Raw genomic sequence first — 21,046 nt, 5'->3', positions numbered from 1 at the left:
ACGAACAGGCTAGAACCACCGCCGTGACCTGCGCTTCTCAATTCGTGATCGATCCCGTCGTCGCCGCCGCCCCCGGCGGCTCAGGCGGGCTCACGCCGTGCGGCCGCGGAACGTCACGGTCGTCGGGCCGGAGCCCAGGCGGAGCGCCATGCCCGGATGCAGGCTCACCGTCGTGCCGGGAGCCATCCGGTGGAAGGCGCCGCCCGTGCCGAAACCGATGTCCGTGCCGAAGCCGATGTCCGTGCCGAAGCCGATGTCCGTGCCGAAGTTGATGTACGTGCCGGTGTCGGTGTCCAGGTCGTGGGCGTACACGTGCCATTCGGCCACCTCGATCACCAGGTGCTGGTCGTCGGCGCCCTCGATCTTGACGGGGACGGCGCCGGAGTCGTCCGGCGGGTTCCCGCCCAGCACGTACGTGGTCTCCAGGGGCAGCTCGCGGCCGTCGTCGAGGACGAGATCGCCCAGTTTGGGGCGGGGGCCGGGGTAGTGGGTGAGGGTGCGGGCCAGCTCGGCGTCGCACACCATGCACCTGCGGCGCTCGCCGTCGGTGAAGTGCCCGTTCGGGCAGGTCACGCCGTACACGAGGATGGTCGTGACGTGCGGCCCGCCACCGCCCGGCCCCCCGCCCCCCGGGCCGCCGGCGGGCGGGTCGCCGGGTCGCAGGGCGGCGCGCAGCTCGTCCGGGTGCTGGTAGCGCCGCGCCGGGTCGAGGGCGGTGGCGCGGGCGATCACCGGGAGCAGGGGCGGCTCGATGCCGGAGAGGTCGAGGTCGCCCCGCGTGATCCTGGCGAACACCCGCTGGATGTCCCCGCTGCCCGCCGCGACGCGCCCGGTCGCGGCGAAGGCCAGGACCAGCCCGAGCGCGTAGACGTCCGACCTGATGTCCTGCGCGTGCCCGGTGAGCGCCTCCGGCGACAGGTAGGACGGCGTGCCCACCACGATGTCGGGCCGGGTGGACTCCACGTCCTGGCGGCTCTTGGCGATGCCGACGTCCACGATGACCGGGCCGGCGGCCGGGTTCATGATGATGTTGGAGGGCTTGAGATCGAGGCGGAAGACGCCCTCGCGGGCCACGTACGACAGCGTCTCGGCCAGGCGCGCCCCCAGCTCGGCGACCTCGCCGGGCGGCAGGGGCCCCTCCTCCTCGACCAGCCGCTCCAGCGTCGGCCCCTCCACCAGCTCCATCACCAGGGCCAGCTCGTGGTCCTCGTCCACCACGTCGAGCGTCCGGACGATGCCGGGATGGTCGAGCCGCCGGGCGAGCGCGATCTCGCGCCTGAAGCGCCAGCGCTCGGTGACGTCGGACCTGATCGACTTCACCGCGACGTAGCGGTGCTCGGCGCGGGCCCACGCCTTGTAGACCGAGCTCATCCCGCCCTGCCCGATCAGCTCGATGAGGTCGTACTGGTCGCCGATCACCCGGATGACGCTCTGGACGGGGGCCTCCGCGCCGGTGCCGGTCCCCGGGGCGGGCCGGTCGAAGGCGCCGGTGGTGTCGCGGGCCCTGGCGGGGGCGGCAGTCTCGCCGGGGACCAGAAGCGGCAGGTCCGGCGAGGCGCGCTCGGCCTCGCTGTGCAGGGCCAGGCCGAGCAGGCGGCCGCGCACCTCGGGGGTCAGCGCGTAGCCGGTCAGCCGGGTGGCCGGGTTGTCGCCGACCATGGTCGATCCGGCGTCCGGCCGCCGTACGACCTGGATGACCTCGCGGTCGGCGAGGTGCTTCAGCAGCCGCTCCAGCTCCGCGTGCGCCACCCGCAGCATGGGGTCGAGGTCGTCGGCCTGGAGGATGTCCTGGACGGTGAACGCCTCCCCGCCGGTCCGCAGCACCCAGTCGAGGGCGTAGTAGCCCGCCATCCGCCAGCGGTCCTTGTCGATGGGCACGGCGAGCAGGCGTTCCCGCCCGCTCGTGCGGTGGAAGTCGTGCAGGACGTCCTCCATGTCGGCGTAGAACTCGACGCGGTCGCGGTCCACGCCCTCGATGCTCAGGTACGGCTGGTCGTGGTCCCAGACCACCAGCTCGCTGAACTCCTGCAACAGCCGTCGCGGCACCCCGCGCGCCTTGAACCGCAGGTGCCCGACGAAGCGCCGCAGCCCGTCCGCGTCCTGCGGATCGGCCAGCAGCTCGGCGAGGAGCCGCTCGGGGGCCTCCCACATGCACGGCACGTACATCCGCCAGGCGAACACGCTCTCGTACACGCTGTTGCCGCGGTTGACGTCGCGCACGGCGTGGTCGTGCAGGTCGGGGCCCGCCACGATGAGGAAGTGCACGCCCCGCATGGTCAGGGCGTTCTTCAGGGTGCTGAGCAGCGCCTCGAAGGAGGCCAGGCCCTCGGGCGTGGCGGTGAGCTTGTCCGCCTCGTCGAGGACGATCACCAGATGGACGCGGCTGCCGGCGTGCCGGTGCCGCTGCCACCACCACCGCCGCCGGCGTGCGGGCGGGACGCCGATCAGGGACACGATCCGGTCCAGGTCGTGCTCGACGTCGGTGTCGGAGTAGGTGAGGAAGGACGCCTCGGTGGCCAGGGACCGGGTGCGCTTGCGCGAGACGTTGAGGCCGGGGGCGACGAAGCCCAGGGGGCCCGTGAGCTTCTTGGCGGCCTCGCCCAGGGCCAGGGAGAGCGTGGCGTTGTGCTCGGTCGCGTCGGAGGAGGTCTGCTTGAGGCCGTAGGAGGTGCGGATGTGGGCCAGCATGAGCGCCCGCTGCACGGGCGGGGCCAGCCGGTCGAGAATGCCCCGGTCGGCCAGGGCCTCGTAGGAGCGGCGGACGACCGAGAACAGCAGCCGGTCGGGAGCGGTCGGCCGCGCCACGCTCAGGACGATCGGGACGACCAGCTCGCCGGGCCGGCCGTCCCGCTCGATCTCGTGCAGCGCCCGCGCCACCACGGTGCTCTTGCCCACGCCCCGGAACCCGGTGACCAGGAACGTGCCGCCCCTGGACTTGCGCAGGCGCTGCTTCAGCTCGGCCACGAACTCCTCGTTGCCGAGCATGGGGACGGCGTCCTCCTCGGCGTGCAGCGGCTCGTGGACGTAGCGGAAGGAGGCGCGCAGCCGTACGTCGGGCACGGGGCCAGGATCGCACCGCGCGCCGGTGCCTGGCCAGCGCGCGGGCTCACTCGGTTCGGCAGACGGTTCCGTTCAGGGTGAAGGCGGTGGGCAGGACGTTCGGGCCGCTGTAGTTGCCGACGTAGCCGACGGTGGTCGTGGCGTTCGTCGGCAGCGAGCCGTTGCCCGCCTCGTTGACGACCTTGACCTCCGAGCCGGTCTGCGTCCAGACGCCGCTCCAGCCGCTGCCGAGGCTCTGCCACGACCTGGGCCAGGTGAAGGTCAGGGTCCAGCCGCTGAGCGGGGCGCCCCGGTTGGTGATGTCGAGGTTGGCGACGTAGCCGCTGGCCCAGTCGCTCTGGATGCTCAGGCGGACCGAGCAGGAGCTGCCGGCGGGGGTGCCGGTGGTGAACGTCAGCGGCGGGGAGGCCCAGGAGAGGCCGCCGCCGGTGTCGCGGGCGATCACGTTAACGGTGTAGCGGGTGCCCGGCGTGAGGTTGCCGACCGTGAACGAGGTGCCGGAGGTCTCGCCGAGCTGCTCGGTGACCACGCCGTTCTGGCGGTGGATCTCGTACTTGGCGATCGGGCGGGCGCCCGGTCTGGCGGCGGGCCAGGTGATCGTGGCGGACGTGTCGGTGACGGCGGTGGCCTTCGGCAGGCCGGGCGCGCCGGGCAGGCCCGCCTGCGAGCCGGCCGGGTGCAGCACGAGCGTGGTGAGCGAGAGCGGCGGCAGGGTCTGCGCGGTCGCCGTCCCGGACGTGGTGGTCGTGATGCTCGTGGCGCCGTTCGTGTGCGTCAGGACGGTCGGCGCGCCGGCGGCCGGGCGGTAGCCCGCGTAACCGATCGTGACGGGGTAGGAGGTGTCGGCCGAGGTGTTGATGAGCATGACCGCCAGGTCGCCGTTGGGGCGGCGGGCGGCGTGCGCGCTGACCTCGGGCCGGTCGGTCGCCGCCCGGACGAACTGGTCACCGGGGCGGACGAACGAGCTGACCATCTTCAGCGCGTAGTACGGCGCGAACGGGGTGTTCAGCGGCGGCTCGCACACCGAGCCGTCGGAGGTGCACACCGCGCTGGACAGCAGGCCGAAGTCGCCGTAGTCGGTGTGGCCGGCGACCTCGCTGACCGTGCCGATGCCGTTGTGGACGTTCCACCAGTCCACCGTGAAGACGCCGTTCGCCAGCAGCGCGGCGTAGGAGTCGGCGGCGGCCAGCGCGCCGGGCTGGGTGTTCGTGCCGTTGCTGCTGCTGCCGGTGTTGAACTCGGTCATCGCGATGCCGATGCGCTCCGCGCCCGCGCCCGCGTACCTGGCGATCTGCTCGCGGGTGAGCTGGACGATGTCGGGCACGTGCGCGGTCCTGTCGAGCGCGCCCGGGTACCAGTGCAGGATCACGAAGTCGATCTTGGGGCCGGCGGTGGACAGGACGACCTTGTTCCACGTCCCGGCGTCGCCCTCGCCCACGATGGCGTCGGGCCAGTTGGCGGGGGTGGTCAGCACCGCGCCGATCTTGATCGTGGGGTCGGCCGCCTTCATCGCGTCGGCGTAGGCGACGACGTGGCGGGCGTACTCGGCCGGGCTCTTGTCGGCGTGGTCGTCGGCCTCCCAGGCGGCGCCGTAGTGGCCGTTGCCGTAGTTCTCGTTGCCGATCTCCCAGTACTTGATGCCGTAGCCCTTGGTGACGTTGGCGTGGCGGACCCAGGCGGCGGCCTCCTCGGCGGTGCCGGTGCCGTAGTTGGCGGTCACCATCGCCTGGGCGCCGGTGCGGCGGACGCCGCGCATGAACGTGTCGAAGTCGGTGTTCGGGGCGACGTACCCGCCGGGGGCGGTGTGGGTCTCCCAGTGGTAGATGTCGGAGTAGGAGCCGCCGGGGTAGCGCAGCAGCTTCACGCCCGCCGCCTTGAGCTTGTCGGCGGTGTCGTCGGTGCCCAGGTTCGTGTCCCAGATGGCGTGGTTGGCGCCGACACCGGTCTCGGGCATGGTGGCGAGCGCGGCACGCGCGTTGACGGTCACGGCGACCGGGGACGGGTCGTCGGCGGCATGGGCCGCGGGGGCATTGAGGACGGTCAGCGCCAGCAGGGCTGCGGACGCGGCTCGTAACAGGGATCTCGGCATCGGCGCACCTCGCCACGGGATAGCGGTAATCACTCGACGCCCCCTCCTGACCAGGAGGCATGAGGATCATGTGGCGTGCCGCCGGGTCCGTCAACCGAGGGTGAAACTTTCACGCCGTACGCGATGATCGCCGGTGCCTATCGGGGCCGCCTACGATCGCGGGTATGCCCTTCGATCACAACGACCACTACCACGGCACGCTGCTGCGCCGCGTGCCGTCCGGGTGCGCGCGGGCGCTGGACGTCGGCTGCGGCACCGGGCGGTTCGCGCGGCGGCTGGCCGCGCGCGGCATCGAGGTGGACGCGGTGGACCCGGCGGCCGAGGTGATCGAGGCGGCCAGGGCCGCGGGCGGCGGGCCCCGGTTCCAGCAGGCGGACATCACGGACATGGAGCTGCCCGAGGGGCACTACGACTTCGTCTCCTGCCTGGCCAGCATCCACCACGTGCCGTTCGGGACGGTGGCCAGACTGCGGGACGCGCTCGCCCCGGGCGGCGTGCTCGCCATCCTCGGGTGCTATCCCGAGAGGACGGCCGTGGACTACGCCTGGAGCCTGGTGGCCGTGCCCGCCAACGCGGTGGCGCGGGCGGCCGTGGCCCTGCGGGAGGCCGGGGCGCGGGGCGGCGCGGTTCGGGACGGCGGGGTTCGGGACGGCGGGGCGTGGGGCGGCGCGGTGCGGGCGCCGGTCAGGTCGCCGGAGATGTCGCTGGCGGAGATTCGGCGGGAGGCGGGGGTGCTGCTGCCCGGCGCCCGGATCTCGCGGCTGCTGTTCTGGCGCTACCTGCTCGTCTACCGCCGGCCGGGTGACGCCGTACCGCCGGCCGGGTGACGCCGGTCACCGCTCATAAGCTCGCCAGGAACCCCTCCAGCTCCAGCAGGTCCACCTTGCCGGCCTCCCCGGGCCCCGCCTCCTCCGGCGGGACGACCACCACCAGCTCCCGGCACACCGGCCACACCTCGGCCTGGACGGCGAAGGACAGGACGATCAGCTTGACCAGGCTCCCCCCGCCGAGCCCCAGCTCCGACCCGAGCAGGGGCACCGCCACGCGCTCGCTCTCGCGCACGGACGCCCACAGGCGGCCCAGCGCCGTCCACAGGTCGTCCATGGACGCCTCCCCACCGGTGCGGACGCAGGCCAGGCAGTAGACGCGGCGGCGCGGGCCGCCGCCGAGCACCGCCACCGTCCCGATCGGGTAGCGCCGCAGCCGGCCCTCGGGCTTGGCCTCCCGCGCCGCCACGGACGTCGGCACCCGGCCGGCCAGAGCCAGGTCCAGCTCCTCCGCCAGGCGGTCGCGGCCGCCCTCGCGGGCCGGGCCCAGCAGGTCCGGGCTCAGGTCCAGGTCGAAGGTGTCGCCGCACCCGACCACCAGGTCCGCCTCCTCGGCGAGGAGGTCACCGAGCCGGACGACGACCGTCGCGCCGGGCAGGCGGCGGGCGATCCGGTCGCGCGGGCGGGCCAGGACCAGCGCCCATACCAGGCAACCGAGCACCGCGAGCGCCACCCACAGCCCGGCCATCGGCACGCCGGACGCCAGGACGGGGACCAGCACGACCGAGACGACCCCGAAGGCGGGGAAGAAGCGCGCCGCCAGGCGGGCACGACCGCGCGGGGTGCGGAGGACCTGCTCCAGGCGCGCCGTCACATGGCGAACATACGTCGGCGCCGCGACCCTGACCAGGGTCCGCCGCCGGAGTCAGGCGCCGGGTCCGGCCGGGGCGCGCTTCCCGGTCAGGCTCGCCAGCAGGAGCAGCAGCGCGGCCTGGGCGAGCATGCCGGGGGCGAGCGGCGGCGCCGTGCCGACCGACTTGGTGAGCGCGTACCACCACTGGGTGAGCGGCGAGAGCGTGCCCCACTCCGCGTCCATCGTGCCCATGCCGTGGTTGACCGAGACGTGCATGTAGACGCCGTACGCCGAGGCGAGCAGCACCACCCCCGCCAGCACCCGTACCGCGGTGACCACGCGCCGGGCGTCGCTCACGGCGAGCAGCACGAGCGCGACCGTCAGCAGCGCCAGCGCCACCCAGGGGATGAGCTGGACCGGGCTGTGCCAGTGACGTTCGAAGGCCAGCTCCAGCACGGCCCCGGCGATGCCGATCGCGACCAGCCCCAGGAGACCGAGACGCAGCGAGATCGGGCCTGCCTGAGCGAGCCGGCGGCGGTGCGCCGACTTCTCGGTGGTTGAGGTCATGACACGGACCCTGACAGCGCTGACTCAGAGGATCCTGTGCGGTTTCTGAATATACGGTGAGAAACAGGGCGGGGGGCCTGCACGACATCTTCACGACATCCGCACACCGGCCTGGTGGACCCCGGCCCGCCGGCTGGGGTGTGCTCGAAGGGCGTCCCCGAGCGAGGGAGGGAGGACCCCGTGCCCGACGCGCAGGACCGGGCCGGCTCGCGGGATCGGGCCGGCTCGCGGGACCGGGTCGGCTCGCAGGGCCGGGCCGGCTCGCGGAGCTGGATCGACGAGCCGATCGTGGATCCCGCCGTGCCCGCGCGCGACCGCGCCCGCCTGGCGCGGCGGCCGGGGGTCCGGGAGGGGCAGGACGGGCAGGACGAGGCCGGGCCGCCGCCGCGCTGGGTGCGCTGGTTTCTGCGGACGGGGGCGGTCGTGACGGCCACGGGCGGGGCGCTGTTCACGATGGCGACCCAGCGGACCGACCAGGAGGCGGCCACCCTGTCGGCCGTGGCGGTCCTGGTCGTCACGATGCTCCTCGTGGGGTTGTCCAAGCCGGGCATGGGGCATCGCCGGCCCCAGCGGTACCGGGACCGCCGCGTCGTCCCCGCCGAGCTGGACGACCCCGCGCTGGAGTTGGTGGCCCGGGCGCGGCGGGCCGTCGCGAGCGTACGCGGCTCCCGGGCGTACCGGCTGGGCATGCTCGACACCGCCGCCGGCGACCTCGTACTGCCCGAACGGCTGTGGGAGGTCGCCGACCTCGTACGCACGCACACCCGATTACGGGCCGAGCAGGCCGAGGCGGCCGCGGAGCTGGGGCCGGAGCCTGGGCCGGAGCCGGCGGCGGTGCTGGACGGCCATCGGCAGGCGCTCGCCCGCTCGGTGGACTTCGCCGAGCGGCGGGTGCGGGAGCTGGAGGAGTACGCCGACCGCGTACGGACGGCCGACGCCGCGCTGCGCGCCCATGAGCTGCGCCGCGACGACGAGCGCTACCGCGACCTGCTCGCCCGGGCCCACGACGGCGACGAGGTGCGCGACCTGATCGCCCACGCGACCGCCCTGATCGCAACCTTGTACGCGTCCCTGGCCACCGAGCCCCCACTGCTCACCGACCTGCCACAGGACCTGCCACAGGACCCGCCACAGGACCTGCCACAGGACCCACCGCCGGACCCGCCCCGGAATCCGCCGGCGGCCCCACCCGCCGCCGCCCCCGGACCGCCCGATCCCGGACCGCCCGCCCCCGGAGCGCCCGGCCTCTGACCGCCCGGTCGCCCAATCGGCCGGTCCGAGCCGGTGTCAGAACTCGCGCCAGTCGCCGAACCACGCCTCCGCCTCCGCCGGCGGCACCCCCGACCGCTCCGCCAGCTCGAAGAAGACGTCCCCGGCCTCCTCCCTCCGCACGGTGTCGATGATCTCGTACCGCTCCTCGATCCCGTTCAGCGTCTCGACGAACCTGCGCAGGATGACCCGCGCGTCCGCCACCGCCCCCGGATCGTCCGCGTCCAGCTCTCCGATGGCCCGGGCGGCCGCCGCGTACGCCCTGCACGCCGCCTCCCCGGCCCGCTTGTGATCGTCCACCCAGTCGCGCAAGGGGTTGTCGATGTTGGTCGCCAGCCACCGGTCCGACTTGGCGCCCCGCACCTCGACCACCACGTCGCCGCCCTTGTAGCGCTGCCTGACGGCCTTGGACCGGCTGCTGCGGAAACCGTCGACGACGAGGCGCCGCAACGGCCCGTCGGGGGCGGGCAACATCGGGGCGTCCACCCCGTAGGCGTTGAACAACTCCAGCGTGTGCAGCCGGGGGAGCGCGTCCAGCCCGGCCAGCCCGCCGTAGGGACGGCTCCAGCGGACGCGCAGCCGCTCCAGCTCGGCCGGCCCGTCCAGGATCGCGCCGGTCACGTCGCCGGCCGCCTCCACCACCAGCTCCCGGACGCCGCGTAAGCCCCGCGGCACCGCCGAGCCGGTGGTGAGGACGATCCACCGCCCGTCGGAAGCCGCCTCGACCGCCTCCGGCGGCTCGCCCTCCAGCCACAACGTCATCAGCCCCGGCGGCAGCACCAGCCGGCGCGGCCCCGGCCCCGCGAGGGTGAGCCCGTGCAGGTGCGTCCGGCTCAGGTCGACCACGTCGGGCGGGGACTCCCAGCGCAGCGCCGTGACGAGCGGCCGGGCTTCGAGCGCCGCGGCGAGGCCCCGCTCGTCGCCCGCCCAGCTCAGCGTCGTCAGGTGCGGCAACGCGTCCAGCCCCTCCCAGCGGACCTCGCCCCGGTGCGCGCGCAGGTCCAGGCTGGACAGCGCGGCGGACCTGGTCACGGGGCCCGCGCCCAGGTCGACCTGGACCCTGCCGTGCCTGGCCTGCTTGTAAGCCGCCTTGACCTCGGGCGGCACCTCCAGGTCCCAGCGTCGCTGGAGCACCACCTGCAGCCCGAGGCTCGACCAGGAGCCGTACGCGTTGGTGCCGCGCGGCAGCTCGGGCCGGACCGGCAGCCACCCGAGCCGTACGACGCCGACGGGCAGGTGCTCGCCGGCGGCCACGTTGACGACCTCGGGATCGCCCGACCACGCGTGGTGGTCGATGACGAGCGGACCCGCCGCACGCAGGTCGTCGAGGTCGGGCACCTGATCGGAGCGCCAGTCCAGCACGCAGACCGTCAGGTGCTCGCCCGCGGCCGTCACCTGGCAGGCCCCGTATCCGCCCAGCGGCAGCGGAACGGCCACCACATCGCCCGTCTCCAGCATGACGGCACGCTAGCAACCGGCGATGACATTCTCCCCGGCCCTCGGCAAAACCGCCCCCACCGGACCGGCCCCACCGGACCGGCGGCCCGGTCAGGAGGTCGGCGGTTGGGTGTCGCTCTCCGGAAGCGCCGCCGCCGCTGTCGCGATCTCCCGCTCGGCCCCCTCCCTGGTCACCCCCAGACCGGCCAGTGCCCGCGCCAGCGGCCCGCCCTCCAGCTCCAGCACCCCCAGCACCCCGAGCAGCAGGTGCTCGGTGCCCACGTGCTCGTGCCCCAGCCGCAACGACTCCCGCGTCGTCAGCTCCAGCGCCTTCTTGCCCGGCCCGGCGAAGCCGACCCGCCGCACCTCCGCCCCAGGCGCACCGGAGGCGCCGGGGGTGCCGCCCGTGCCGCCCGTGCCGCCCATGCCGCCCGTGCCGCCCGTGCCGCCCATGCCGGAGGTGCCGACCGGGCCGGGGTCGTCGACCGCGCCGAGGGTGGCGAGGGTGCCGGGTCCGAGAGCGGCGGCAACGGCGTCCTTGACCGCGTCGAGCGGCGCGCCGAGCGCCGTCAGCGTCCTGGCCCCGGGCGCGCCGGGCTCGTCCGCGAGACCGAGCAGCAGATGCCCCGGCTCGATGTGCTCGTGCCCCCCGGCGATGGCCGCCTGCTGCGCCCTCACCACGGCGGCCCGGGCCGGACCGTCGAACCGCGCGTAGACCCGCAGGTCCTCGGCCAGCGGCCGGGCCCCTTCCCTGGGCACGAACCGCTTCTGCGCGGCCTGCTTGCTGACGCCCATGCTGCGCCCGATGTCCGTCCAGGACGCCCCGGAGCGCCTGGCCTGGTCCACGAAGTGACCGATGAGGTGGTCGGCCACCTCGCCCATGTGCTCCCCGAGGGCGACGGCGTCGGTGAGCTCACCCAGCGGATCCCCGTCCGGGTGACGGCTCCTGATCACGGAGATGAGGTCGTCGAGACGAACTGTTCCTTCCATGCGTCAACCTTAGGTTGACGACCCTTCACCGTCAACCCCGGGTTGACGGCGAAAGGCCGCCGCCCGGCCCGGGCGGCGCGGTCAACGGCCCGCCGCGTACGCGCCGGCGTCGAGGTCTTCGACCAGGGTCGGGCCCGTGGGCGTCCAGCCGAGGAGGCTCTGCGTCGCGGTGCTGGTAGCCGCGAAGTCCGTGCCGAAGAGGGCGCCGATCCACCCGAAGTGGTCCGGCACGTCGCCGGGGGCGATCGAGGCGACGGGAAGGCCGAACGCGCGGCCGATCGCCTCCGCGATCACGCGCACCGGGACGCCTTCCTCGGCGACGGCGTGCAGGCGCGCGCCCGCCGGCGCCTTGTCGAGGCCGAGGGCGACCAGGCGGGCGGCGTCGCGCACGTGTACGGCGGCCCAGCGGTTGGCGCCGTCGCCCGGGTAGCCGGAGACGCCCTTCTGGCGGGCGATCGCGGCGAGGATCGCGATGAACCCGTGGTCGCCGGTGCCGTGCACGGTCGGCGCGAAGCGCAGGCTCACGCTGTGCACCCCGCGGCCGACGAACTCCAGCGCGAGGTTCTCGCTCCCGCCCCGGGACGAGCCGGGGCCGTGGAAGGGGGAAGCGTCGTCCTCGGTGGCGGGCCGGCCCTGGGCGAGGCCGGCGACCCCCGAGGCGAGCAGGAACGGGCGGCCGGTTCCCGCCAGTGTCTCGCCGATGGCCTGTACGGCGGCTCGTTCGGCCGCCGCCGTGCCGGCCGGGTCGGACCAGTCGTGCTTGTTCGCGAGGTGGACGACGGCCTCGGCGTCCCGGGCGCCGAGGCGGAGGCTGTCGAGGTCGTCGAGGTCGCCGCGGCGGACCCGGGCTCCCTTGCTCTCCAGGGCGGCGGCGGAGCTGTCGGACCTGGCCAGTCCGGTGACCTCGTGACCGGCGGCGATGAGCTCGTCGGTGACGGCGGAGCCGATCCATCCGGAGGCTCCGGTGACGAAAACGCGCATGAGGGATCTCCTTCGGCGCACCGCCGGCAGGGCGGAGCGCGTACCAACTAGTGATGTCTGTGACTGACGTCAGTCACAGACATCACCGTACCCCTTCATGTCAGCTGCTGTCATCACTAGACTCGACCGCATGACGCGTTGGGAGCCAGGGACCGCGGAGCGGTTGCAGGAGGCGGCGCTCGAACTGTTCGCGACCCGCGGGTTCGAGCAGACGACCGCCACGGAGATCGCGCAGTCCGTCGGCCTGACCGAGCGCACCTTCTTCCGCCACTTCAGCGACAAGCGCGAGGTCCTCTTCCACGGGCAGCACCTGCTCGTCCAGGCGTTCCTCGCCGGCGTGGAGGCCGCGCCGCCGGACGCGCCCCCGATCGAGATCGTCGCCGCCGCGCTGCGCTCCGTGACGTCCTTCTTCCCGGACGAGCGCCGGCAGCGCTCGCGGAGCCGGCAGTCCGTGATCGACCAGAACCCCGCGCTCCAGGAACGCGAGCGGCACAAGCTCGCCAGCCTCGCCACGACGCTCGCGGACGCCCTGCGCGCGCGGGGCGTGGACGAGCTCGCGGCCACCCTGGCGGCGGAGTCGGGCGTCACCGTGTTCAGGATCGCGTTCGCCCAGTGGCTGCGCGAGGGCGAGCGGCGCTCCCTCGCCGACCTCGCGGCGGAAGTGCTGCGCGAGCTGCTGTCCGTGACCCGCGACCGGACCTGAGGAAAGCCACGGGCCAGGCCGAGGAAAGCCACGGGCCAGGCCGAGGAAAGCCACGGGCCAGGCCCTCGCAGGCTCCTCGTCGGGTCCTCGCCGGTCACGCCGGCCGCCGCGGCCGGAGGACGCCCGGACGGACCCGCCCGGGGCGATGGAAGGGGGATTCAGCGTGGTGGACGTCCTGCCGGGGGCTTCCACCTGACCGGAGGGGCCCGGGGTGAGCGGGCCCCCGCTGTGCGGTCACATGTTGATCATGTGGCCCGCGAGCCCGTGGATCGCCTCCTTGACCGCCTCGCCGAGCGTCGGGTGGGCGTGGACGTTCCGCGCGACCTCGTGCACGGTCAGGTCCCACTGCTGGGCGAGCGTCAGCTCCGGCAGCAGCTCGGTGACCTCCGGGCCGATCATGTGGGCGCCGAGCAGCTCGCCGTGCGTGTCATCACTGATGATCTTGACGAAGCCGGTCGAGTCGCCGAGGCCGTGCGCCTTGCCGTTGGCCGTGAACGGGAACTTCGCCACCTTCACGTCGTAGCCCAGGTCGCGGGCCTGCGCCTCGGTGTAGCCGAAGCTGGCCACCTGCGGCTGGCAGTACGTCGCCCGCGGGATCATGACGTAGTCCAGCTCCATGGTCTCGGCGTCCGCGATCGTCTCGGCCGCGATGATGCCCATGGACTCGGCGGCGTGCGCCAGCATCAGCTTGGCGGTGACGTCGCCGATGGCGAAGATGTGCGGGACGTTCGTGCGGCAGCGGCCGTCCACCGCGATCGCGCCGCGCTCGGTCAGGGCCACGCCGGTCTTCTCCAGGCCGTAGCCGTCCACGCGCGGCTGGAAGCCGATGGCCTGCATGACCTTGTCGGCCTCCAGGACCTGCTGCTGCCCGTCCTTGGTGACGGTGACCTTGACGGAGGAGCCGGTGTCCTCGATGCCGTCCACGCGGGTGGAGGTCATGATCTCGATGCCGAGCCGCTTGTAGCGCTTGGCCAGCTCGGCGGAGACCTCCTCGTCCTCCAGCGGCACGATGCGGTCGAGGAACTCGACGATGGTCACCTTGACGCCGTAGTTGTGCATCACGTAGGCGAACTCCACGCCGATGGCGCCGGCGCCCGCGATGACGATGCTGCGCGGCAGCTCCTCGCTGAGGATCTGCTCCTCGTACGTCACCACCCGCTCCGAGAGCTGCGTGCCGGGGATGAGCCTGGTGGTGGCGCCGGCCGCGATGATGCAGTGGGAGAAGGTGATGGTCTCGTCGTTGACCTGGAGCGTGTTGGCGTCCAGGAACGTGCCACGGCCGTCGTACTCGGTGATGGCGTTCTTCTTCATCAGATAGTGAACGCCCTTGACCCGCCCGTCGGCCACCTTGCGGCTGCGCTGGTAGGCCGCGCCGTAGTCGAAGGTCACCTCGCCGCTGATGCCGAAGGTCTTGGCCTCGTTGTGGAAGATGTGGGCCAGCTCGGCATTGCGCAGCAGCGCCTTGGACGGGATGCAGCCCACGTTCAGGCAGACGCCTCCCCAGTACTTCTCCTCGACGACCGCGGTGCGCAGCCCGAGCTGGGCGGCGCGGACCGCGGCCGTGTATCCTCCCGGACCCGCGCCGAGAACGACGACGTCATAGTGAGTGCTCATGAGTCGGACCATACCGTCCGTCCGGAACCACCCCTGACGCTAGACCTCCACCTTGTACGGCAAAGCCAGCTCATCAGCGGGAACACCGCGAATCCCCCAGTTCACGCGGGGCATTTCGATGATCGTCAACTCGATGTCGGCGGGGTCGTGCGGCCACCGGGCGTAGACCTCCCGGATGAGCGCCCGCTTGGCGTCGTCGCTGCGGCCGGTGAAGCAGACCACCTCCACGATCAGGTAGTGCTCGCCGCGCCCCGGGCAGACGAAGTCGTCGCCGTCCATCAGCAGGAACCGGTGGAACCGCTTGTCCTCCGGCACGCCCCACGCGCTGACCAGGCACTCCTGCAGCAGGTCGGAGACCTCCCGCTGCCGCCCCGCCCACACCTCGCGCCGTCCGTACACCTTCACCTGAGCCATGCCGCCACTATAGAAGGCGTGATCCGCATCCTCCTCGCCGACGACGAGGCCATGATGCGCGCAGGGCTGCGCGCCATCCTCGCCTCCGATCCCGACCTCGACGTGGTGGCCGAGGCGGGCGACGGGCGGCAGGCCGTCGACCTGGCCATCAGCCACCACCCGGACGTCGCGCTGCTGGACATCCGCATGCCCCGGCTCGACGGGCTGGCCGCGGCCGCCGAGATCCGCAGGGCCGCGCCGGGGACCGCGGTGGTGATGCTGACCACCTTCGGCGAGGACGACTACATCGCCAAGGCGCTCGACCTCGGCGCGGCCGGGTTCCTGCTGAAGTCGGGCGACCCGCGCGAGCTGATCTCCGGCGTCCGCGCGGTGGCGGAGGGGGCGGCGTACCTGTCGCCGAAGGTCGCCCAGCGGGTGATGGCGCAGCTCGCGGGCGGCCGGATGGCGCGCGGCGCGCGGGCGCGCGACCGCATCGAGGTGCTCACCGAGCGCGAGCGGGAGGTGCTGGCCCTGGTCGGGGCCGGGTTGTCCAACGCGGAGATCGCGGCCAGGCTGCACATCGTCGAGGGCACGGTCAAGGCGTACGTGAGCGCCATCCTCACCCGGCTCGACGTGCGCAACCGCGTGCAAGCCGCGATCATCGCCCACGAGGCGGGATTGGTAGCCTGACCCGTGATGTATCGCCTCGTGTTCACGCAGGTCTTGCGGCGTCTCGACGCCGAGGCCGTGCACCGTCTGACCGTGAGCGCCCTCGCGCTCCTCGCCCGCCTGCCGCTGCTCAAGCGGCTGCTGCACCGGGCGTTCGCGCCGCACGACCCGGCTCTGCGGATCACCGCGTTCGGCGTGCACTTCCCGGGCCCGCTGGGGCTGGCCGCGGGCTTCGACAAGGACGCCGCCTGCGCCGAGGCCGTCGCGGCGCTCGGCTTCGGGCACGTCGAGGTGGGCACCATCACCGCGCACGCCCAGCCGGGCAACCCGCGCCCGCGCCTGTTCCGGCTGGTGCCGCGGCACGCGGTGATCAACCGGATGGGCTTCAACAACGACGGCGCCGCGGCCGCCGCCCGCCGCCTGCGCCGCACCCGCGGCGTGCCGGTCGTGGTGGGGGTGAACATCGGCAAGACCAAGGTCGTCCCCGAGCCGGAGGCGGCCGCCGACTACGTGGCCAGCGCCCGCGAGCTGGCCCCCCTCGCCGACTACCTCGTGGTCAACGTCAGCTCGCCCAACACGCCGGGCCTGCGCGACCTCCAGGCCGTCTCGCTGCTGCGCCCGCTGCTCACCGCCGTCAAGGAGGTCACCGACGGCACGCCGCGCCGCACCCCGCTGCTGGTCAAGATCGCGCCCGACCTCGCCGACGAGGACGTGGACGCCGTCGCCGACCTCGCCCTGGAGCTGGGCCTCGACGGCATCATCGCGACCAACACCACGATCCGGCACGGCGGCGAGAGCGGCGGGCTGTCCGGCCGGCCGCTCAAGGGCCGCTCCCTGGAGGTGCTGCGCCGCCTGCGCGCCCGCGTCGGCGACCGCATCGCGCTGGTGTCGGTGGGCGGGGTCGAGGACGCCGACGACGTGTGGGAGCGGGTGCTGGCCGGCGCCACGCTCGTCCAGGGCTACACCGGCTGGATCTACGGCGGCCCGCTGTGGGCCGCCCGCATCCACCGGCAGCTCGCCCGCCGCGTCCACCGCCACGGCCTGAAGAACATCACCGAGGCCATCGGCCGCACCGCCGCCTGACGCGCACGCATAGGACGGCAGGGCGTCATCCCGAAACCCCGCCCCCTATGGTGGAAAAGTGATCGAAGCAGTGCCACTCGCCGACAACGTCGTCCTGCGCCGGCTCACGGAAGGGGACGCCGAAGCCCTGCTCCGCGCCCGCGTCCGCAACCGCGACCACCTGCGCCGCTGGGAGCCCCGGCGCCCGGAGGAGTACTACACCCTCACCGGCCAGAGCCACCGGCTCAAGGACCTGCTGCGGCAGATGGCCGACGGCCGCACCATGCCGTGGGCGCTGGCCGACGGCGAGGAGATCGTGGGCGGCATGACGCTCAACAACATCGTCCGCGGCCCGTGGCTCAACGCCGACCTCGGCTACTGGATCGACGCCGGCTACACCGGCCGCGGCCTGGCCACCGAGGCGGTGCTGGAGGTGTGCCGGATGGCCGACCAGGACCTCGGCCTGCACCGGATCGCCGCGGCGACGCTGCTGGACAACGTGGCCTCGCAGAGCGTGCTCCGCAAGGCCGGCTTCGAGCAGGTGGGCACCGCGCCGGACTACCTGGAGATCGACGGCCGCTGGCAGGCCCACCGGCTGTTCCACAAGATCCTGAACGACCGCCCGGCCCTGCGCTTCTAGGGTCCGGTCCGCGCTCCTAGACGCTGGGCCTGGTGGACTCCGGGTCGTGGGTCATGGCCTCGATGCGGGCCATGACGTCCGCCACCCGGGTCCCGCTCGGCCGGTGCGGCCGGCGCCGCTGCCACGGGCGCGGCCCGTCCAGGGGCCGGTACTCCACGCCCAGCGCGTCCAGCCGCCCCAGGTGCTCCGCCAGCCGCTCGCCGAAGCCGTCCCGGCCGGTGCCCGACCAGGCGACCTCGGCCAGCGCGCAGGCCCGCGGCCACATCCGGTAGTCCAGCGTGCGGGCGTCAGGGACGCGCTCGGTCCACAGCTGCGCCTGCGCGCCGAGCACCCGGGCGCGCTCCTCGTCGCTCCACTCCGGCGGCGCGGGCCGGAACGCGGCCACGTCCGCGAGGGTGATCGCGTCCCCGATGGCCATCGGCTCGTCGGCCGCGGACGCCTCGGCGTAGTCGAAGTAGAGCGGGAACACCGGCGTGGCCACCACGTCGTGCCCGGCCGCCGCCGCGCGCCGGCCCACGCCCATGCCGCGCCACGGCATGACCACCGTGTCCGCGCGCAGCCCGCCGCTGACGAACGCCTCGTCCCACACCACGGCCCGCGCCCCCCGCTCGGCGAGGGCGTCCGCCAGCCGGCGCAGGAACCACGCCTGCAGCTCGTTGGCGCCGGCCAGGCCCAGCGACTCCCCGTAGGAGACGATCTCGGACGAGGCCGCCCAGTGGTCGAGCACCACCTCGTCGCCGCCGATGTGCACGTACGGCGTCCCGCCCAGCGCGCCCATGACCTCGTCGAAGACCGTGGTCAGGAACTCCACGGTCGGCGGCAGCGGGGACAGGATGGCGGGGGAGATGCCCCACCGGTCCAGCACCTCGTGCCGCTCGCCGGTCGCCCCGAACTCCGGGTAGGCCGCCAGGATCGCCGAGGCGTGCCCCGGCACGTCGATCTCGGGCACCACCGTCACGCAGCGCGCCCGCGCGTACGCCCCGATCTCGGCCAGGTCGTCGAGCGTGTAGTAGCCGCCGTGCGGCACCTCGTCGTAGGCCGCGGGCTCCCGGTGGTGGTTGACCGCCGTGCGCGGCCGGTGGGAGGAGACCTCGTGCAGCAGCGGGTACGCCCGGCTCTCCACCCGCCACCCCTGGTCGTCCACCAGGTGCAGGTGGAGCCGGTTGAGCTTGTGGAGCGCCATCAGGTCGATGAGGCGCAGCACCTCCCGCTTGGGGAAGAAGTGCCGGGCCACGTCCAGGTGCAGGCCCCGCCAGGGGAAGCGCGGCGCGTCCTCGACCCGCACGCCGGGCACCGGCCACGAGGCACGCTCGGTGAACCGGTAGGAGTCACCGGGCAGGAGCTGGTGCAGCGACTGCGCCGCGTAGAACGCCCCGGCCCGCCCGCCGGCCACGATCTCCACCCCCCGCGAGCCCGCCGTCAGCCGGTACGCCTCCTCGCCCAGCGCCGGGTCGCGCCGCACGTCGATCTCGCCGGAGTCGCCGGGACGCAGGTCCAGCCCGGGGAGGGCGAGGCGCACGGCGTCCGGGAAGTCGCCGGACACGGTGGCGCCCACGCTCAGCTCGAAGGAACCGGACAGACGGGAAAGAACTTCAGGGAACGGGATCATGCTCCCAGATAGTGCTGCAAACCGTCCGCCAGCGCCACCGCCGCCTTCTGCCGGAACGCCGGGCTGCGCAGCTTGGCCGCGTCGCCCGCGTTGCGCATGTTGCCGGTCTCGATGAAGACCTTCGGCACGGTGGACAGGTTGAGGCCGCCGAGGTCGCTGCGGTAGTCGAGGGCGTCGCGGCCGATGTAGGTGGAGTAGGGGACGCCAGTGCCCTTGCGGTAGGCGTCGCGGACGGCGAGACCCAGCTTGCCGGAGGAGCCCACCACCTTGTCCACCGGGCCGCCGATCTTCTTCGGCATGATGATGTGGAAGCCGTGGTCCTTGGGGCCCGCGCCGTCGGCGTGGATGGAGATCGCGGCGTCCGCCTTCGCCTTGTTGCCGATCGCGGCCCGCTGGGTGATGCAGGGGCCGACGCCGGTGTTGCCGCTCCTGGTGAGCTTGACGGTCGCGCCGCGGCTGCGCAGGATCCTGGCCAGGCGGGTGGAGACGTCCCAGGTGAAGGCGGCCTCGCTGTAGCCGTCGTTGGTGGAGGTGCCGGTGGTGTCGCACGCCTTCTTCTCGGTCAGGACGTCGACCTGGCGGTTGATGATGTCGGGGCGGCGGTAGTTGCCGCCGTTGTGGCCCGGGTCGATGACGATCACCTTGCCGTCGAGCGGCTCGGCCTCCGGCGGCTGCTCCTGCTTGGCGGAGTCCTGCTGCGGCTGTGACTCCTGCTGCTGCGGCTGCGACTCCTGCTGCTGGGGCCGCGTCTCCTGCCGGGAGGCGCTGGTCGCGGGAGCGGCCTGACCTGCCGCGGCGCCATTGGGGTCGGCGCCGCCGCACGCGGAGGCGATCAGGCCGCAGACGGCGAGGACTGGGGCTGCTAGAGCACGCATGGGCTCCAACTTACGTCAGGCCCGCTGCCCGAACCCCTCGGACGGCGAGATCGGCGCGTTACCAGACGTGCTCGCCGACCTCCTGCCGCTCCAGCAGGGCGGCCAGCTCCCGCGCGTCCTCGGCGTCGAGCCCGAGGACGACGCGGGGCCGGCCCCACGGGTGGTCGAGGGAGTGGGCGACGTAGCTGGCGACGGATTCGGCTCCTCCGTCGGCGCCCCGCCCCCTGCCCGCACGCCAGTGCCCCCAGGCGCGTTCGAGCTCGGCAGCCGCGCGCTGAGCGCAGGACACCAGTTCCGGATCACGCATGACTGTTCCCCCGGATCAGATCGTGGCCGGAACGGATCCGGCCACCCATAGCAGGTCGCTGCCGAGTAAACCGCCGTGCGGCCGCGCCGCCACACGGCTTGACCCAGCCTTGGTGCTTTTCAGACGCGACCCGTGCTCCGTCGCACGATCAGCTCGGGGCGGATCTCGCGCAGCCGCGCGACCTTCCCCGGATCGCCGATCCGGTCGCTGAGCAGCGCCGCGGCCGACCGTCCCATGGCCCGGCGGGGCTGGTCGACCGAGGTCAGGGAGATGTGGCGGGAGGCCGACAGGTGCGTGTTGTCGTACCCGACCACGGAGAGGTCCTCGGGGACGCGCAGACCCAGGTCGGCGGCGGCGGACAGCACGCCCAGCGCGACCACGTCGTTGGCGGCGAAGATCGCCGTGGGCCTGGGGTCGCGGGTCAGCAGCGCCGTGGCCGCCTCCCGGCCGCCCTCCTCCGAGGCGTCGGCCGCCTCGACCATGATGTACGGCGCCAGCGAGTGCCGCCGCATGGCCACGAGGTACCCCTCGCACCGGGACGAGCGCGGCCCCTCGATGTGCGCGATGCGCTTGTGGCCCAGCTCGACCAGGTGGTCGATGGCCAGCCGGGCGCCGAGCTGGTCGTCGTCGACCACGATGTCGACGCCGTCGAGCTCGATGTCACGTTCCCCGACGACGACCGTCGGGGTGTAGGCGGTGGCCTCGATCAGCGTCTCGCTGGTCGGGGCGATGCCCAGCAGGACCAGGCCGTCCACCCGGAGCTCCAGGAAGGACTCGACGGCCTCGTCCTCGAAGGCGGGATCCCATTGGCTGTTCCCGATGAGCATGCGTAACCCGTCGCCGTGCAGGCTCTCCTGCAGGCCGTCGAGGAACTCGGCGTAGAACGGGTTGTGCAGGTCGGCCACGAGCGCGCCGACGAGATGGGTACGTCCTTCGACCAGGCTGCGCGCGACCGCGTTGGGGCGGTAGCCCAGCTCGCGGGCGGCCTGCAGCACCGCCTGGCGCCGGTGCTCGCTCACGTGCGGGGATCCGCGCAGCACGAGAGAGACCAGCGATTTCGAGACGCCGGCTCGCTCGGCGACGTTGCGGATGGTGGGTCTGGGCCGAGGCAAGGCATCTACCTCTCTCAGCTCAGTGATGGTTGAAGTTTTGACGGGCGGT

General features: G+C 73.4%; 19 protein-coding genes. 6 read left to right on the top strand and 13 right to left on the bottom strand.

Going from position 1 to position 21,046, the window contains the following annotated elements:
* Positions 1–90 precede the first annotated feature (90 nt).
* Both AB0H75_RS14925 and AB0H75_RS14920 read right to left on the bottom strand, forming a co-directional pair.
* Complete coding sequence (locus AB0H75_RS14925; protein ID WP_367796190.1) at positions 91–3,060, bottom strand: protein kinase; 2,970 nt, start codon at positions 3,058–3,060, stop codon at positions 91–93.
* A gap of 46 nt (positions 3,061–3,106) precedes the next feature.
* Positions 3,107–5,149, bottom strand: a complete 2,043-nt coding sequence (locus AB0H75_RS14920; RefSeq protein WP_367796188.1) for a cellulose binding domain-containing protein — start codon at positions 5,147–5,149, stop codon at positions 3,107–3,109.
* Between the two features lie 164 nt (positions 5,150–5,313).
* On the opposite strand from AB0H75_RS14920, the gene AB0H75_RS14915 reads away from it, so the two are divergent.
* Complete coding sequence (locus AB0H75_RS14915; protein WP_367796186.1) at positions 5,314–5,976, top strand: methyltransferase domain-containing protein; 663 nt, start codon at positions 5,314–5,316, stop codon at positions 5,974–5,976.
* Between the two features lie 13 nt (positions 5,977–5,989).
* Here AB0H75_RS14915 and AB0H75_RS14910 read toward each other — a convergent pair whose 3' ends face one another.
* Positions 5,990–6,790 carry a macro domain-containing protein gene (locus AB0H75_RS14910; RefSeq protein ID WP_367796184.1) on the bottom strand — a complete coding sequence of 267 codons (801 nt, stop codon included), beginning with the start codon at positions 6,788–6,790 and terminating at the stop codon, positions 5,990–5,992.
* Between the two features lie 51 nt (positions 6,791–6,841).
* On the bottom strand, positions 6,842–7,336 hold the full coding sequence (locus AB0H75_RS14905; RefSeq protein WP_367796181.1) for a hypothetical protein: 495 nt from the start codon (positions 7,334–7,336) through the stop codon (positions 6,842–6,844).
* A 180-nt stretch (positions 7,337–7,516) separates the two neighbouring features.
* On the opposite strand from AB0H75_RS14905, the gene AB0H75_RS14900 reads away from it, so the two are divergent.
* Complete coding sequence (locus AB0H75_RS14900; RefSeq protein ID WP_367796178.1) at positions 7,517–8,587, top strand: hypothetical protein; 1,071 nt, start codon at positions 7,517–7,519, stop codon at positions 8,585–8,587.
* Between the two features lie 36 nt (positions 8,588–8,623).
* Here the strand turns inward: AB0H75_RS14900 and AB0H75_RS14895 are convergent, their stop codons facing one another.
* The 3 genes from AB0H75_RS14895 to AB0H75_RS14885 all read right to left on the bottom strand — a co-directional run bounded on the left by AB0H75_RS14895 (position 8,624) and on the right by AB0H75_RS14885 (position 12,013).
* Entirely contained in the window at positions 8,624–10,063 is a 1,440-nt protein-coding gene (locus AB0H75_RS14895) for a hypothetical protein (protein ID WP_367796175.1), read from the bottom strand.
* 90 nt (positions 10,064–10,153) lie between these two features.
* Positions 10,154–11,032: a Clp protease N-terminal domain-containing protein gene (locus AB0H75_RS14890; protein ID WP_367796172.1), complete on the bottom strand. Its 879-nt coding sequence runs from the start codon at positions 11,030–11,032 to the stop codon at positions 10,154–10,156.
* An 81-nt stretch (positions 11,033–11,113) separates the two neighbouring features.
* Complete coding sequence (locus AB0H75_RS14885) at positions 11,114–12,013, bottom strand: SDR family oxidoreductase (protein ID WP_367796169.1); 900 nt, start codon at positions 12,011–12,013, stop codon at positions 11,114–11,116.
* A gap of 130 nt (positions 12,014–12,143) precedes the next feature.
* On the opposite strand from AB0H75_RS14885, the gene AB0H75_RS14880 reads away from it, so the two are divergent.
* Positions 12,144–12,716: a TetR family transcriptional regulator gene (locus AB0H75_RS14880; RefSeq protein WP_367796166.1), complete on the top strand. Its 573-nt coding sequence runs from the start codon at positions 12,144–12,146 to the stop codon at positions 12,714–12,716.
* 234 nt (positions 12,717–12,950) lie between these two features.
* Here the strand turns inward: AB0H75_RS14880 and lpdA are convergent, their stop codons facing one another.
* Both lpdA and AB0H75_RS14870 read right to left on the bottom strand, forming a co-directional pair.
* The gene (gene lpdA / locus AB0H75_RS14875) at positions 12,951–14,330 is read right to left on the bottom strand and encodes a dihydrolipoyl dehydrogenase (RefSeq protein ID WP_367796163.1); all 1,380 of its coding nucleotides are present in this window, start codon (positions 14,328–14,330) and stop codon (positions 12,951–12,953) included.
* A gap of 39 nt (positions 14,331–14,369) precedes the next feature.
* Positions 14,370–14,744 (bottom strand): tautomerase family protein, encoded by a 375-nt coding sequence (locus AB0H75_RS14870; protein WP_367796161.1) that lies wholly within the window; start codon positions 14,742–14,744, stop codon positions 14,370–14,372.
* A gap of 18 nt (positions 14,745–14,762) precedes the next feature.
* Between AB0H75_RS14870 and AB0H75_RS14865 the strand changes: the two genes are divergently transcribed.
* Genes AB0H75_RS14865 through AB0H75_RS14855 form a run of 3 tightly spaced genes read left to right on the top strand, consistent with a single transcriptional unit; the run spans position 14,763 to position 17,094 of the window.
* A complete protein-coding gene (locus AB0H75_RS14865; protein ID WP_367796158.1) occupies positions 14,763–15,413 on the top strand; it encodes a response regulator in 651 nt (216 codons plus the stop codon).
* Between the two features lie 6 nt (positions 15,414–15,419).
* Entirely contained in the window at positions 15,420–16,475 is a 1,056-nt protein-coding gene (locus tag AB0H75_RS14860) for a quinone-dependent dihydroorotate dehydrogenase (RefSeq protein WP_367796155.1), read from the top strand.
* Between the two features lie 58 nt (positions 16,476–16,533).
* On the top strand, positions 16,534–17,094 hold the full coding sequence (locus AB0H75_RS14855) for a GNAT family N-acetyltransferase (protein ID WP_367796152.1): 561 nt from the start codon (positions 16,534–16,536) through the stop codon (positions 17,092–17,094).
* 16 nt (positions 17,095–17,110) lie between these two features.
* Here the strand turns inward: AB0H75_RS14855 and AB0H75_RS14850 are convergent, their stop codons facing one another.
* The 4 genes from AB0H75_RS14850 to AB0H75_RS14835 form a co-directional block, all read right to left on the bottom strand.
* Complete coding sequence (locus tag AB0H75_RS14850) at positions 17,111–18,703, bottom strand: beta-N-acetylhexosaminidase (protein WP_367796149.1); 1,593 nt, start codon at positions 18,701–18,703, stop codon at positions 17,111–17,113.
* Positions 18,700–19,578 carry an N-acetylmuramoyl-L-alanine amidase gene (locus AB0H75_RS14845; RefSeq protein ID WP_367796146.1) on the bottom strand — a complete coding sequence of 293 codons (879 nt, stop codon included), beginning with the start codon at positions 19,576–19,578 and terminating at the stop codon, positions 18,700–18,702. The genes AB0H75_RS14850 and AB0H75_RS14845 overlap by 4 nt, the downstream gene beginning before the upstream one ends.
* 58 nt (positions 19,579–19,636) lie before the next feature.
* A complete protein-coding gene (locus tag AB0H75_RS14840) occupies positions 19,637–19,885 on the bottom strand; it encodes a hypothetical protein (protein WP_043621500.1) in 249 nt (82 codons plus the stop codon).
* A gap of 119 nt (positions 19,886–20,004) precedes the next feature.
* Entirely contained in the window at positions 20,005–20,997 is a 993-nt protein-coding gene (locus tag AB0H75_RS14835; protein WP_367796143.1) for a LacI family DNA-binding transcriptional regulator, read from the bottom strand.
* Positions 20,998–21,046: the final 49 nt, after the last annotated feature.

The sequence above is a fragment of the Nonomuraea sp. NPDC050783 genome (assembly GCF_040802095.1).
Lineage (GTDB): Bacteria > Actinomycetota > Actinomycetes > Streptosporangiales > Streptosporangiaceae > Nonomuraea.
Note: the sequence above shows the minus strand (reverse complement) of the source record. Positions and strands in the feature narration are given on the sequence as shown.